Raw genomic sequence first — 14,100 nt, forward strand, 5'->3', positions numbered from 1 at the left:
CAGGCGCATGCCCGAGGCACACGCCATGCTGTCAGGATACTGTCTGTTCCTCCCGGTCCCGGACCTGCCGGAAAGCAAACCCCAAGGCCAGCCAGCAGAATGTCATGGCCATGACCTGCAGGATACCTGCCAGCATTCCAGCTATGACTGAGTCCGGTGTCGTGACCTGAAGAGCAAACCATGGCAGGTGTACTGGTGTGCAGGCCAGTCCCAGCAGAAACAGCTTCAGGACTATGCCATCCGATGTGCGCCAGCTGACCTTGGCTGGGGCCGGAAGATCCAGCGCAGCCGCAACCGGTGCTAGGCTGAGACGCAGGGCAACCCATGCACCGCTAGCGACAGCCAAGGCGAACAGCACGCCCATCGCGGGGCCTGCATTGGTTGACCCTGCTCCTATGGCTCCAAATACAGCCAAGCTGACGAAGAAGGGAGCGGCAACCAGCATGTTCATCACCAGAACCACCAGTTCCCGTCTGCCTAGATGCCAAGCCGCACGACCGGGATTTGTCAGGTCATCGGGCCCCAGGACAGCCAAGCGTGCCATGTTGGCGCTGAGTGTGATCCCCAGCCACAGTTCCAAGAGGCTTGGGATTACAAGCGCCGGGTGCTCCTGTTCGAAACTGAACCGCATTCCAGCGGACAGGATCGCAACCGATAATGCCGGCAGCATCAGATGCGCCAGAAGGTTCGGGACGTGGGCAATCGCCTGGAGGGTATGACGCAAGGCAAGAGTGATGGACAAGGCAGTCATGTGATAAACCGGTGCATGGTATTAAGTCATATTTGTCAGAAGGGTGTCGGATCCCTGTGCGGCATCGGCAGTGGCGAAAACGCGAGGCAGTATAACCTGTGAAACAGGTTTGTTCAGCAAATATACGGCGGCACTGTGGAGGATATTGGTGTGGAAAGCGAGAAAAAGAATGATCCGCTGCATCGTTTCCCCTTGAACTTCACCGTGCGGCAGAAGATAAACACACGGTCACCTGTTGTTTGAGCGAACAGGCAGCGGTGATGCGACAGCGATGCGCAACAGTGTGTGCAGCAATGTCGCAAACATTCGGGAAAAGCAGGCCCCGCCGTTGGGTACAGGCGTTCCCGGATGGTCGATACAAAAGATTGTTCTGCCGTTTCCGGCGCCAGGCAACGACCCCGTTTAGGACGAGTGAGGCAAGATGCTTTCTAGGATGACCGGCTGGCTCTCCGCCGATATGGCCATTGATCTTGGTACCGCCAACACACTGGTGTACGTCAAGGGGCGCGGTATCGTTCTGAACGAACCGTCGGTGGTTGCCATCGCCGAGGTCAAGGGCAAGAAGCAGGTTCTGGCCGTCGGGGACGAGGCCAAGCAGATGCTGGGCCGCACGCCGGGCAATATCCAGGCCATACGGCCCTTGCGCGACGGTGTCATCGCCGACTTTGAAGTCGCGGAGGAGATGATCAAGCACTTCATCCGCAAGGTGCACAACCGTCGTTCTTTTGCCAGCCCGATGGTCATCATCTGCGTTCCGTCCGGGTCAACGGCTGTTGAACGACGCGCGATCCAGGAATCAGCCGAAGCCGCCGGTGCCCGCAGGGTCTATCTGATCGAGGAGCCGATGGCTGCCGCGATCGGTGCCGGGCTTCCCGTGACCGAGCCAACCGGATCAATGGTGGTTGATATCGGTGGCGGGACGACCGAGGTGGCCGTGCTGTCACTGGGTGGAATCGTCTATGCCCGCAGCGTTCGTGTCGGTGGCGACAAAATGGACGAGGCGATCATCGCCTACATCCGGCGTAATCATAATCTGCTTGTTGGCGAAGGATCGGCGGAACGCATCAAGAAAGATATCGGATGTGCTTGCCCCCCTTATGAGGGTGAGGGACGTACTATCGAGATCAAGGGGCGTGACCTGATGAACGGCGTCCCCAAGGAGCTGGTTATTTCGGAGCGGCAAATCGCGGAAAGCCTTGCTGAACCTGTTGCCAATATTGTGGAGGCAGTCAAGGTTGCGCTGGAGCATACGGCTCCGGAACTGGCTGCAGACATCGTTGAAAAGGGGATTGTCCTGACCGGCGGTGGTGCCCTCCTGAAGAATCTGGACTACGTGTTGCGTGTGTCCACCGGTCTGCCGGTTTCTATTGCCGACGATCCCTTGTCGTGCGTTGCTCTGGGAACAGGGCGGGCCTTGGAGGAGCTGAAGAAGCTGCGCAATGTGTTGACGTCGATGTACTGAGCGCTCTGGTCGTGCTATTCCGGGAAGCTGTGCTATACTTCCACAGTCTGCCGGCAACACAAACAGGGGCTGACCGAACGTGAAGCAATCTGCGCCGACGTCAACACGGCTGAGCCATCTGCGCACCTTGTTCGGGCGTTTTGCCTTTGTCGTTCTGGTGGTCCTGTCGTTTGCCCTGATGCTTGTCGGTAAGGCAGATACGGTTGCTGTCCGTAGCGTCAGGATCTGGGTAGCCGATGCCTTGGTTCCGGTCATGGACGTGATGTCCCAGCCTGCGTCCTTTATCACGGCTGTGACCGCCAATATCCGCGAATTGGCGGCCATTCGGGAAGAAAACGCCCGCTTGCGCGACGAGAATGCGCGCTTGTTGCGCTGGCAGACAGCAGCCCGGGTGCTGGAGACAGAAAACGAATCCCTGCGTCAGTTGATGCATTTTGTTCCTAGTCCCCAAGCGACATTTGTATCCGCACGCGTTGTGGCTGATACCGGCGGTGCTTTTGCGCATTCTGTCCTGGTGACGGCCGGTGCCCGTGAGCTGGTGTCAAAGGGTCATGCTGTTGTTTCCGGTGAGGGATTGGTCGGTCGTGTGATCGAAACAGGGCGGCGTGCTTCGCGCGTTTTGCTTCTGACTGATATCAACAGCCGAATTCCCGTTGCCATCGGCAATGCCCGGCAGCGCGCCATACTGGCTGGGGATAATACCGACCGACCGCGTCTGATGTTTTCCCGCGGGCAGATGGCGGTTGTGCCAGGGGATCGTGTGGCCACATCAGGCGTGGCCGGTGTTTTTCCGCCGGGTTTGCCGGTGGGGGTCGTGGCATCTGTCAACGATGGCGAGATCCGTATCAAGCCTTATTACCAGCGTGACCGTCTGGAGTATGTCCGGGTGGTTGACTATGGTGTATCCGATGTCATCAGTGACCTTGCATCGCCGTCCATTGATGGTGCGGCAGGGCAGTCCCGGACAGAAAAGAACCGCTGAGGGGCGCGGAGGAGCGACATGCAGCCATCCCTGTTGCAAAGGCTGGATATATTTGCCCGGCACCAGCTGCCGTTTTTTCTGTGTCTTGCCCTGATGCTGGTTGAGGCCACGCCCACGCATGTGCCGGGTTTTGCCAGTATATCGCCGATGCTGACCTTGGTCGGTATCTATTACTGGGGTGTCCAACGGCCCGATATCACCGGATACGGCACGGCTTTCTTTGTTGGCCTTCTGGAAGATATTCTGGGTGCAACGCCTCTGGGGGTTGGTTCCCTGACCCTGATGCTGTCGCTGATGATCGTGCTGACCCAAGAACGCTTCTTCCGCAACCGATCTTTTATCGTAACGTGGTGGGCTTTTCTGGTGGTGGCGGCTTTTGCCACGGTTGTGCGGTGGGCCCTTTCCGGTCTTGCCCAAGGTATGGTGTCTGATCCGCCTCTGGCGCTGGCAACGTTCTTCATGACCGTCACCTTTTATCCTCTGGTCGCATGGATTTTCGGGCGGCTGCAGATGGCTTTTCTGCGGGAGGTCTGAGTGGCTTCAAGTACACTGGGCGGAGCGCGCAGGGAACAGGATCTGACCCGGCTGTTTACGCGTCGGATCGCTGTTCTGGGAGCTGGTAAGGCTGCTCTTTTGGCAACGCTGGTTGGGCGGATGTATTTTCTTCAGGTGGTCGAGGCCGAGAAGTATGCCACCCTAGCCGAAGAAAACCGCATCAACCTGCGTTTGCTTCCTCCTCCCCGTGGTCAGATTGTTGATCGGTTCGGCGTGCCCATGGCTGTGAACCAGCAGAACTTCCGGGCCCTGATCATTTCCGAACAAACACCGGACCTAGCCGGAACCCTAGACCGTTTTGGTCGGATTGTTCCATTGGGTGAGGGGGACAAGACAAGGGTTTTGCGCGAAGTGCGCCGCAAGCGCCGGTTTGTACCGGTGCCGGTTCGTGAAAATCTGACCTGGGAGGAAATGGCCCGGATCCAGGTCAATGCGCCGGACTTGCCCGGTGTTTTCATCGACGAAGGTTTGGCGCGTTACTATCCTTTTGGTGCCGAGGCCTCGCATGTTCTGGGCTATGTTGCGGCTGTCTCGGAAGAGGATCTTGTTGGCTCCGAGGATCCTTTGCTTGATTTGCCCGGTTTCCGGATTGGAAAGGCCGGACTCGAGCGCCAGTTTGATCGTGCCTTGCGCGGAACAGGCGGTACCTTGCAGGTGGAGGTAAACGCCGTTGGTCGCGTCATTCGCGAGCTGGCGCGGGTCGATGGCCAGACCGGGTCAGAGCTGGCCCTGAGCATTGACTCTAGGATTCAGGACTTTGCCTGCAAGGCGATCGGGGATGAAAGCGGAACGGTCGTTGTGATGGATGTTATGACCGGAGAGCTTCTGGCCTTGGCATCACAGCCCGGGTATGACCCCAATGCGTTCAGCCGGGGGCTTACGGCTGAAGAGTGGAAAGCCTTGACCGGTAACCCCAAGGGGCCTTTGGCAAACAAGCCCATTGCCGGCCAGTATGCTCCCGGGTCGGTCTTCAAGATGATTGTCTTGCTGGCAGCCCTGGAAGCCGGTGTCATTCGCCCTGAGCAGACGGTGTACTGTCCGGGAAGCTTTACCTTGGGGACGGCCAAGTTTCATTGTTGGCGCAAGCAGGGGCATGGCCATGTTGATATGGTCGGGTCTGTTCGTCATTCCTGTGATGTGTATTTCTATGAAGTGGGGCGTCGTCTGGGGATCGACCGGATTGCCGACATGGCCCGTCGCTTTGGCCTTGGAACCCTGACCGGTATTGACCTGCCCGGGGAGAAACCCGGTCTGATACCGGACCGTGGCTGGAAACAGGCTGTCATGGGGGATGTCTGGCACCCGGGCGAGAGTGTGGTGGCCGCCATTGGTCAAGGGTATATAACCGCAACACCTCTCCAGCTTGCGATGATGACGGCCCGTATTGCCAACGGGGGATTGGCTGTTCATCCAACCCTGTCGCGGGTCACTGTGAACAGTCAGGGCAGTTTGGTGCCGCGTGTGCCGACGCCGGGGCCGGACATGGGTATTCCGGCGGCCCATATGCAGTTGGTGCAGAGGGCGATGTGGGAGGCTGTGAATGCCGATGGAGGAACCGCACGCCGGGCCAGGCTTCCATCGGATCTTGGGGAAATGGCAGGCAAGACGGGGACAGCCCAAGTGCGGCGCATTTCGCGGGCAGAGCGGGAAACCGGTGTAATTAAGAATGAGCATCTGCCATGGGAACGCCGTGATCATGCGCTGTTTGTCTGTTATGCACCGGTGTCCACACCCCGTTATGCTGTGGCCGTTGTTATTGAACATGGCGGTGGGGGGGCTGCTATGGCGGCCCCGATTGCCCGTTCGGTCATGGCGGAAACCCTGCGCTTGGATCCGGCGCGTTCCGCACAGCCCGTAACCGCACAGGCTACATCAGTTTCTGAGGAATCATTCCCGGTTGAACCGGACGAGATGCCCTCGCTGGATGTTGAAACCCAGAACGGGAGAGGCGGCTGATGTCCCTTGGTCTTTCCGGCACGCGCCGCCGGCGTGGCGACATGCCTGTAGGCGAAAAACTGTGGCATGTCAGCTGGTCCCTGATCCTGCTGCTTGTCCTGCTGGCTTCTGTTGGTTTCATGATGCTGTATTCAGCTGCGGGGGGGGATTGGTCGCCTTGGGCGGATCGACAGGTTGTCCGCTTCGGGGTTGGGTTGTTGTTCCTTCTGGCCTGTGCGGTGATCGATATTCGTCAGTTCATGCGTTATGCCTATGTGGCTTATGCTGTTGGCTTGGTCTTGCTGGTCGGGGTGGAGGTGCGCGGCGAGATTGGTATGGGGGCACAGCGCTGGATTGATCTGGGGGTCTTCCAGATCCAGCCTTCGGAAATTATGAAGATTGCGGTTATTCTATGCTTGGCCCGTTATTTTCATGGTGCGGATCACGATGAGGTGCGCAGCCTGACCTTTCTTGTGCCCCCGGTGCTGATCGTTGCGGCGCCGGTAGTTCTGGTTCTCAAACAACCGGATCTGGGGACCGCCCTGTTGCTGATGATGGGCGCGGTTGCGCTCTTGTTCGCGGCCGGGGTACGGATCTGGATCTTTATTGTTGGCGGTGTATCAGGGGTGGCCTTCATTCCTGTCGCTTGGAGCATGTTGCGCGATTACCAGAAGAACCGTGTCCTGACGTTTTTGGATCCTTCGCGTGATCCACTCGGGGCGGGCTATCACATTACCCAGTCCAAGATAGCCCTGGGGTCCGGGGGAGTGTTGGGAAAGGGGTATATGCAGGGAACCCAGAGCCATTTGAACTTTCTGCCCGAGCATCAGACAGACTTCATCTTTACCATGCTGGGTGAAGAGTTTGGCATGTTGGGTGGCATAGGGCTTCTGTGCCTTTATATTCTGGTGATTGCCTACGGATATGCCATTGCCCTGCGTTGCCGCCATCAGTTCGGGCGGCTGGTGGCCATAGGCATTGTGTGCAACTTCTTCTTATACATTTTCATCAACACCGCCATGGTGATGGGGCTAATTCCCGTGGTCGGAGTTCCCTTGCCCCTCATTTCCTATGGCGGTACGGCCATGATTACCCTGATGCTGGGGTTTGGTATTTTGATGAGTGTGCATGTGCACCGCGATGTTCACATTGGTCGTGGCGGGGCTTTTGATGATGGGTAGAGTCTGGCTGATAGAGCGCGTGAATGGCAGGGACGTATTTTTCTCTTGTCATCCCATAGGGTGGGGGCTATAAAACGCCCCTCTCCGACAGGGGGAGGTTTTAACGGTCATTCCGTAAAAACAGTCTATTGGGTGCATAGCTCAGTTGGTAGAGCAGCTGACTCTTAATCAGCGGGTCCAAGGTTCGAGTCCTTGTGCACCCACCAATGCAAAAAAACCCGGCCTTTCAGGTCGGGTTTTTTGTTTGTTTCCCGGTCTTGCCGTTTTGTTTGATGAAGAGTGCTCGCACACGAGGCGTCGCCCATGGATTGTTTTTCTTGATTGATGCAATCTGGGGGATTAATACGTCAGTCGACATTGTATCGTGGGAGGAGCAGATGCAGAGCCTTGATGATGTATGTTGCCATGTGCGCCGCACTGCGGATGATGCACCATCTGTTCCTGGCTTTCTGGTCCAGTGTCCAGTTGATGTGCACGATGATGCCACCATGGTGTCCAGCGTATTGGGAGAGGGCGTCCGGCATATCGAGCTGGTGGGCGTTGCTGTTGCAATTGATTACGTTGATGCCAAGGAGCAAGAGACAAGCCGTCGTATCACTCTGCGCCGGGTGTCGGTGTATGACGGGGGGCGTGTTGTCTGGAAAGCCTTTTGTCACGAAAGGCGGGCGCTCAGGACGTTTGTATGTGATCGTATACGGTGTGTCGTGGATATGGACGGCGTTGTTCACGATAATCCTGCCCTTTTCCTCTTTACGGAATTGGGAGTGGATGTAACGTTGCCTGTCTCCTCGGTGCAGGATCCACATGCGTCGACGCTGTCTTTTTTAGGCGCGATTGCCTTTGGTCCTTGTGGAAAAGTGTTGAGGGATGGACTGACAGTCTTGGCCGGCCTTGCCCATGCGGATGGTTTAATGGACGATGCCGAGGTCGGTGTTATGCTTGATTATGCAGCCAACGTGATAGAAGTGGGCGGGGGAGAGCTGGCTGTCGATGGCTGTTCCGTGCTTGCCGGATGGATCCGGCGTTTGCGCCCGGAGCGAGAGGCTGTCGACAGCGCACTGCGTTCCCTTGCTGCTGATGCCGCTGCCTGCCGGACTCTGCTACGTTTTGCGGTTCGTTTGATGGACGCTGATGGTATCCAGAATCCTGCGGAATTTGATCTTGTTGTCGCTGTGCAGGATAGTATTCAGTGATTATATTTTCATGATAATTGGTTCATTTTTATTGATTGTATAAAAATGTTATTCCGCAACAGATCATGTATTAATACGTGTTCATGCAATATATGATTGTATTGTAAGGCCGCATGATGATAGACCTGCCCCTATTTTAACCTTATGGTTTCATCTCTTTTCTTTTGGGAGGGGGTGACATGCATACTGTTGACCAAGAACGTTCTATCCAAGTTGTATTAAGAGAGAATGTGGATTTGTCAGGAAATGGGTCTGATGCCCTGCAGGCCCTGAGGTCTATGTTGTCTCCTTTTTCCTCTGTATTAGTGTTCAGTGGGCCGGATCCATTCCGGTATGGGGTCTGGTTTTCACGTGACGCGAACAATCTTGATATTTTTATTGATGCCGACGGAGACTTGCGCACTGTTGAAGCCCGTTACCGTTTTCCGGGTGTGAAAAGTATATCAGCTGATGATCTTGGTTTGGTTATCACAGCCGGCGATGGTCATCTGAATCTTGCAGAGGCATCGTCTCCCGTTGCTGTGGACTGGCGTGATGCATCCATGGCGTCCATCACGACCGTTGATGGGGCTTTGCACGTCCCCAATGTTCTGGATGCCAGTCAACAGATTCACCATGCCGTGGATCTGGTCGGTGGTCATGGTGATGACCTTCTGATCGGAAGCCCACTTTCCCATGATATTTTACGTGGTGGTACAGGGGCAGATCAGCTTGATGGCGGATTGGGGTCGTATGACACGGCGTCTTATAGTGACAGGCAGGAACCGGTTCTGGCCGTCCTGAGGGGGCCGCTGGAGGGTGTTGCCTTTGTCGGGGGACGGTCGGAAGATACCCTGAAGAATATAGAGAGTCTGGAGGGCGGGGATGGGGACGATGCTCTGGTGGGCGATGATGAACCCAATTACCTGTGTGGGGGGAAGGGAGATGACACGCTACGTGGGCGAGGCGGGAATGATGATCTGCACGGTGGCGAGGGGAAAGATCTGCTCGATGGCGGTGAAGGAGGCCGCGATACGGCAATCTACCGGGAGAAAAACGAGGCCGTGGTTGTCAGCCTTGATAACGGCGCGGACGCGATTGTTTACGTTGGGGGTGTTGCTGAAGATACGCTGCGTCGTATCGAGTGTGTTGAAGGTGGTGACGGGCACGATGTTTTGGTTGGGGACACCCGCCATAATATGTTCTGGGGCAATGGGGGAGATGATGTCCTGATGGGGCGTGAAGGGAATGACCTGCTGGATGGCGGTGAGGGAAAGGATGTTCTTGACGGTGGATCGGGCGATGATACAGCGCTGTATACCAAGCGTGGTACTGCAGCTGTCTATGTCTTGTTGAATGATTCCGGTGATGGCCTCGCCTATGTCAACGGGGTTCACGAAGACCTTCTGCGCAGTGTTGAGAATATTGTCACGGGTGCGGGGCATGATCATCTAATCGGAAACGACCGTGATAATCAGTTGTCTGGTGGGGCCGGCCGTGACGTTTTGTTTGGCGGTGCTGGCAATGATGTTCTGAATGGGGGTCTCGACCATGATACTCTCGATGGGGGTATCGGGGTTGATCGCGCTCTGTACAGCGATCGGACGGGCGATGTTGTTGTGACCCTGAATGGGTCGACACATGCTCATGTTCGTATTGGGGGCCTCGTTGAGGACAGTTTGCGCAATATTGAGCAGCTACAGGCTGGGTCGGGAAATGATCAGCTGACTGGAGATGATCGGAATAACTGGTTTGACGGCCAGGGAGGCCGGGATGTGCTTCGCGGTAGGGGGGGGAATGATACCCTGTATGGAGGAGATGGTGAGGATATCCTTGATGGGGGTGCAGGGCATGATTTCCTTTTCGGAGGGCAAGGGGCCGATACCCTGACCGGTGGGTCTGGTGCTGATATGTTCGGCTACTTCCGCCTGTGGGATATGCACGGCGATACGATAATGGATTTCAATCGTACACAGGGGGACCGTATTTGGCTGTACGACCGTTTTGATGCGAGCCCTGATCGCATTGGATGGCAGCCTTTTAAGTTCTCTGGTGCGACAGCGACGCCTTATTCTTTTTGGTATCATCTTGTGGATGATGAAGATGATCTGATCCTGATCGGCGATAGCGATGGTGATGTTGAAACGTGGGAGGTGGCATTGTCCATTCCCGGTGTGTCATCCCTGTATCAATCTGATTTTGTTGCATAGAATAAGTATCTGCGTGCTGTTCCCTCTTCCAGATGACTTGGTGCAGGGCTCCTTGCGGGGCCCTGCTTTTTTGTTCGATACCGGGCCATGCATTGCCATGCCAGATGCATATATTTTTGTCTTTTTAATGAATAATTACATGATTTTAATTGTCAAAATTACCTTGACTCTATCACTGGGTGTGATTGTCTATGTACAGTTCGTTATGGATGTTTTGTGTATTGCGTGGAAGGATGTTGACGATGACGGCATCGGTAGAACATTCCGGGGCAGCCGGGCTGAACGCGGAAGGTGATCTGGCCCGTGACAAGCGGCATGTGATCATGGAAGGAACCCGTGATCTCAGCGATCAGGATCAGCACATTTTTGTGCATATCAAGGGGTTCGGTATTGTATCACCCATTATGGTTGGTGGTGAGCGCATTGGATCCATCCGTTACGACAAGAGTGTTATTGGGGGATCTTCGCAAGACCTTATCAGGGGCGATGACCGCGATAACACATTCAAGGGTATGGACGGGAGCGATATTCTGGTTGGTAATGGCGGTGATGATGTTCTGGATGGTGGCTGTGATAATGATTATCTTGTGCCCGGTCCGGGTGCCGACGTTATGACCGGTGGGCCGGGAAGGGACATGTTTTGGTTCCATCGCCTGTCCGACGCCAAGGGCGATCTTATTACGGACTTCAATCGGTCAGAGGGTGACCGGATCGAGTTTTCGTTTGATGATTCAGTCAGCTATGCGGCATCACAGCCCGGATATGTCCAGGATCCGGAAAGGCCAATGCCTTTGCCCCTGAACGGGACCACGCCGGCGCCAAACACCTTGTGGTACATGCCGTCAGAAAATGGGCGGGATGTAGTGCTTTATGGGGATAGTGACGGTGACATTTCCACGCATGAAGTCGAGATAAACCTTCAGGGTGTTACCTATATCCAAGACTCTGACATCCAGTTTACCTATTACACCTGAGAGTTTCTGCGGGCCTTGCCCTGATTTTTCCAACTTTTCCGCAAATCATCCCTGATGTGGCGTTGTGCTGCAAATCAGAGCGGTGGTCTGCGTCCTGCGGGCAGGTCTTTGTGACCCTGTCATCGTTCACTCTACCTTGGGAGTTTCTCCAATGAGTTCATTTATGATCCGGAATATGTATGGCCTGAATGCACGGGATACAATTGATTATGCGGGTGAAAGTAGATCTATTGTTGCTTCACTTGAGCAGTCCTATGTATCGATACAAGGGCAGCGTACCTCGGGGTGGGTAGAGGGAGCCCGCAATGTTATCGGTGGATCGGCAATGGACAACATTCACGGTGATAGCCACAACAATGTTCTGGTCGGGCGTGGTGGCGATGACCTGCTAAGTGGTGGTAAAGGTGACGACACCTTGGTCGGTGGTTCGGGCAATGACTTCCTGATCGGAGGAAAAGGTGCCGATACCATTACGGGCGGTCCGGGTGCCGACAAATTTGTGTACTGGAGAGCATCCGATACCCAAGGAGATGTGATTACAGACTTCAATCATGGCCAGGGCGATATCATCAATTTCATTTTTACGGAAGAAGAGCAGTATGCCCATAACCACCCGAAGCCGGGGTATGTGCCTGATCCCGAGCAACCTATGCCCCTGCCCTTGAACGGGACAGCGGAAGCACCTCATTCCTTGTGGTACCAAGTTGCCGAGAATGGCAAGGACCTGCATCTGTTCGGTGATACGGACGGTCAGGTTGACACGCATGAAATTTCCATGACCCTGCAAGGCGTGACAAGCCTTCAGAGTTCAGACTTTGTGTTTGAATACTGGGTATAAGGCCCGCGCCTCCGTATCTCTTATATAAACAGGCCCCCCGGAATCATGGTGTCGTGGATTCGGGGGGTTCTCTTTGTTTGTACTGAACTCATTTCTTTACAGCCAAATAAAGAAGCCTGTGTCCAAGGGGTTGGTTGTTCCCAGCCAGCTTGGTACTTGCGTAAATACAATCAAGGGGTGTAGCATCTGCTCGCGATCTTCCCTCGACTATCATGTGAGGCACCATGCGTTCCTTGCCAAGCCCTTTGGCCGCTGCCGAAGTAACATGGAGATATTCTTCCAAGAACAAGGTGCTGGATTACAGCGGTGCCGACAGATCTGTTGTTGTTTCGTTGGAGGAGGGCGCTCCGACCCCTGTCTTCGTTGGGGGAGAGCAGGTATCAACAGTCCGTTATGCATCGGGTGTGATCGGGGGCAATGCTCCGGATAGCTTGGCCGGGGACAGGCGCCCCAATCGGTTGCAGGGGATGGATGGTGATGACTGGCTGCGTGGTCGTGGTGGGTCTGACGTTCTGGATGGTGGCCCGGGTCGTGATACGCTGGCCGGCGGTTCGGGTGCTGACCTGTTGACCGGTGGTGCGGGTGCTGACCGTTTCCTGTACAGCAGCGTGTCTGAAACCCGGGGGGATATCATCACAGACTTCAGTCACGATCAGGGGGACGTTATTCAGTTTGTGTTTGCGGACACCCTTTTGCCGGCGTCTGTTCAGGATGGATTCAAGCCCGATCCCGAGCACCCCTTGCCCTTGGCTTTTCACGGAACAGAGCCGGAAGCCAATGCCATGTGGTACTGTGTTTCCGACGATGGCAAGGATCTTACCCTTCTGGGGGACACGGACGGACATGTGGACACGCAGGAAATACAGATCGTTCTACGAGGCGTAAGCGAATTACAGTCCTCCGATGTTGTCTTTCAATATGGGATTGCCTAGCCCCTGAAGATTGTTATCTTCGGTTTCTTTTTACACCGTTGGCTATCGCTCTGCATCCTTGTTCTGGATGATGTAGAGGGAGGTGCTGTTGCGGTCAGAAACCGTATGAAGGGGGAATACTATGACACATGATGCACAACGCCCGTTTGTCCATGCCGCAGACCCGATGGATATTGAGGGCTTTGTCGATGCGATGCTTGATCTTACGTTGCATACGTCTGTACCGGACCAGTTGTCTTATGTGACAGAGGGGTATGGCGGTGATGACATTGTCACAGACTTTCATACCGATGACGGTCAGGCCTTTCATCTTTCTGGTACGGGGGAGGGGTTATTTTTCAGTGGCTCTGATTCTTTTCCTTGGTCCCTGTGGCTGGATGAATCAAACGGGATTATCGCCCTCAGGGGGGACACGGATGGGAATGTGGAGACCCAGGAAGTTAACCTGTTTATGAATGATATTTTTTATCCTTTGAAAGACCCGGAGTCCGGACCAGAGGTTCAGGGGTTTATCGAAATACCGGAAACGGTTCCGTCCCCCCTTTTTCTTATCGTTGATCATTATGGGTCAGCTTGGTTCTACAGCTATGCCGAAGCAACGTCTTCTGATTCCGTTACGCTTCTGTCTGCGCTTGTAGATCATCAGAAAACGGGCATGTATGTCTTTGCGTCGAACGCATTCGAGGGGCATGGCGTACCTCTTGCGCGCTCTGTGGCCGAGAAAATGCGTGTCTCGATGGAGCTGAAGATCGCCTTACTGGGTGATGCAGATAAGGACAGCCCCGGGGAGCAACCCTTCGTTCTGTCCGGTGAGAAACCTGCGCCCCATGCCTTGTGGTATACGGTCAGTGGTGCCGGCAAGCCACTCTGGCTGGGGGGTGATGTTGATGGGAATTTCAGCAGCTGCGAAATTAATATTTTCTTGCAGGGCATGTCCCCTCTCTCCTTCGATCAAGGGCTGTTGGCCGGTCTTGTGTAGTATCCGTGGCTATTGGTTTTACGGTGCTTTCGCTGATTTATTGAAGATTGCTTGTGTAGAGAAGAAAATATCTAAGGTTGATATTTGTGGAGAAAAAAGCGCACTCTGATTCATAGCTATCAGGGTGCA

Annotated in this window: 12 protein-coding genes and 1 tRNA gene; 12 read left to right on the forward strand and 1 reads right to left on the reverse strand. The window is 55.0% G+C overall.

Features of this window, described 5'->3' with window-relative positions:
* Positions 1-31: 31 nt before the first annotated feature.
* Entirely contained in the window at positions 32-751 is a 720-nt protein-coding gene (locus AY555_RS05955; RefSeq protein WP_066134688.1) for a hypothetical protein, read from the reverse strand.
* Positions 752-1,172: 421 nt separating this feature from the next.
* On the opposite strand from AY555_RS05955, the gene AY555_RS05960 reads away from it, so the two are divergent.
* The 12 genes from AY555_RS05960 (at position 1,173) to AY555_RS06020 (ending at position 13,971) form a co-directional block, all read left to right on the forward strand.
* Positions 1,173-2,213: a rod shape-determining protein gene (locus tag AY555_RS05960; protein WP_066134692.1), complete on the forward strand. Its 1,041-nt coding sequence runs from the start codon at positions 1,173-1,175 to the stop codon at positions 2,211-2,213.
* Between the two features lie 79 nt (positions 2,214-2,292).
* On the forward strand, positions 2,293-3,195 hold the full coding sequence (gene mreC / locus AY555_RS05965; protein WP_066134695.1) for a rod shape-determining protein MreC: 903 nt from the start codon (positions 2,293-2,295) through the stop codon (positions 3,193-3,195).
* A gap of 18 nt (positions 3,196-3,213) precedes the next feature.
* Positions 3,214-3,729: a rod shape-determining protein MreD gene (gene mreD, locus AY555_RS05970; protein ID WP_082811878.1), complete on the forward strand. Its 516-nt coding sequence runs from the start codon at positions 3,214-3,216 to the stop codon at positions 3,727-3,729.
* Positions 3,730-5,706: a penicillin-binding protein 2 gene (gene mrdA / locus AY555_RS05975; protein ID WP_209439599.1), complete on the forward strand. Its 1,977-nt coding sequence runs from the start codon at positions 3,730-3,732 to the stop codon at positions 5,704-5,706.
* Complete coding sequence (gene rodA, locus AY555_RS05980; RefSeq protein ID WP_066134698.1) at positions 5,706-6,866, forward strand: rod shape-determining protein RodA; 1,161 nt, start codon at positions 5,706-5,708, stop codon at positions 6,864-6,866. The genes mrdA and rodA overlap by 1 nt, the downstream gene beginning before the upstream one ends.
* A 130-nt stretch (positions 6,867-6,996) precedes the next feature.
* Positions 6,997-7,072, forward strand: a tRNA-Lys gene (locus AY555_RS05985).
* A 111-nt stretch (positions 7,073-7,183) separates the two neighbouring features.
* A complete protein-coding gene (locus AY555_RS05990) occupies positions 7,184-8,059 on the forward strand; it encodes a tellurite resistance TerB family protein (protein WP_156483317.1) in 876 nt (291 codons plus the stop codon).
* Between the two features lie 179 nt (positions 8,060-8,238).
* On the forward strand, positions 8,239-10,248 hold the full coding sequence (locus AY555_RS12260; RefSeq protein ID WP_082811879.1) for a calcium-binding protein: 2,010 nt from the start codon (positions 8,239-8,241) through the stop codon (positions 10,246-10,248).
* Positions 10,249-10,490: 242 nt separating this feature from the next.
* Positions 10,491-11,222 carry a calcium-binding protein gene (locus AY555_RS06005; RefSeq protein WP_066134711.1) on the forward strand — a complete coding sequence of 244 codons (732 nt, stop codon included), beginning with the start codon at positions 10,491-10,493 and terminating at the stop codon, positions 11,220-11,222.
* Between the two features lie 151 nt (positions 11,223-11,373).
* Complete coding sequence (locus AY555_RS12265; protein WP_082811880.1) at positions 11,374-12,060, forward strand: calcium-binding protein; 687 nt, start codon at positions 11,374-11,376, stop codon at positions 12,058-12,060.
* Positions 12,061-12,284: 224 nt separating this feature from the next.
* Positions 12,285-12,992, forward strand: coding sequence for a calcium-binding protein (locus tag AY555_RS06015; protein ID WP_066134717.1), 708 nt, complete (start codon positions 12,285-12,287; stop codon positions 12,990-12,992).
* Between the two features lie 121 nt (positions 12,993-13,113).
* Positions 13,114-13,971, forward strand: a complete 858-nt coding sequence (locus AY555_RS06020; RefSeq protein ID WP_066134722.1) for a hypothetical protein — start codon at positions 13,114-13,116, stop codon at positions 13,969-13,971.
* The last annotated feature ends 129 nt before the right edge of the window (positions 13,972-14,100 follow it).

This window comes from Haematospirillum jordaniae, from assembly GCF_001611975.1.
Classification (GTDB): Bacteria; Pseudomonadota; Alphaproteobacteria; order Rhodospirillales; family Rhodospirillaceae; genus Haematospirillum; species Haematospirillum jordaniae.

Excerpts from the sequence above, each read along its gene's own strand:
- rodA (WP_066134698.1), top strand. The coding sequence starts at position 5,706 with ATGTCCCTTGGTCTTTCCGGCACGCGCCGCCGGCGTGGCGACATGCCT.
- AY555_RS06005 (WP_066134711.1), top strand. The coding sequence starts at position 10,491 with ATGACGGCATCGGTAGAACATTCCGGGGCAGCCGGGCTGAACGCGGAA.
- AY555_RS05955 (WP_066134688.1), bottom strand. The coding sequence starts at position 751 with ATGACTGCCTTGTCCATCACTCTTGCCTTGCGTCATACCCTCCAGGCG.
- AY555_RS06020 (WP_066134722.1), top strand. The coding sequence starts at position 13,114 with ATGACACATGATGCACAACGCCCGTTTGTCCATGCCGCAGACCCGATG.
- AY555_RS12265 (WP_082811880.1), top strand. The coding sequence starts at position 11,374 with ATGAGTTCATTTATGATCCGGAATATGTATGGCCTGAATGCACGGGAT.
- AY555_RS12260 (WP_082811879.1), top strand. The coding sequence starts at position 8,239 with ATGCATACTGTTGACCAAGAACGTTCTATCCAAGTTGTATTAAGAGAG.
- AY555_RS06015 (WP_066134717.1), top strand. The coding sequence starts at position 12,285 with ATGCGTTCCTTGCCAAGCCCTTTGGCCGCTGCCGAAGTAACATGGAGA.
- mreD (WP_082811878.1), top strand. The coding sequence starts at position 3,214 with ATGCAGCCATCCCTGTTGCAAAGGCTGGATATATTTGCCCGGCACCAG.
- AY555_RS05960 (WP_066134692.1), top strand. The coding sequence starts at position 1,173 with ATGCTTTCTAGGATGACCGGCTGGCTCTCCGCCGATATGGCCATTGAT.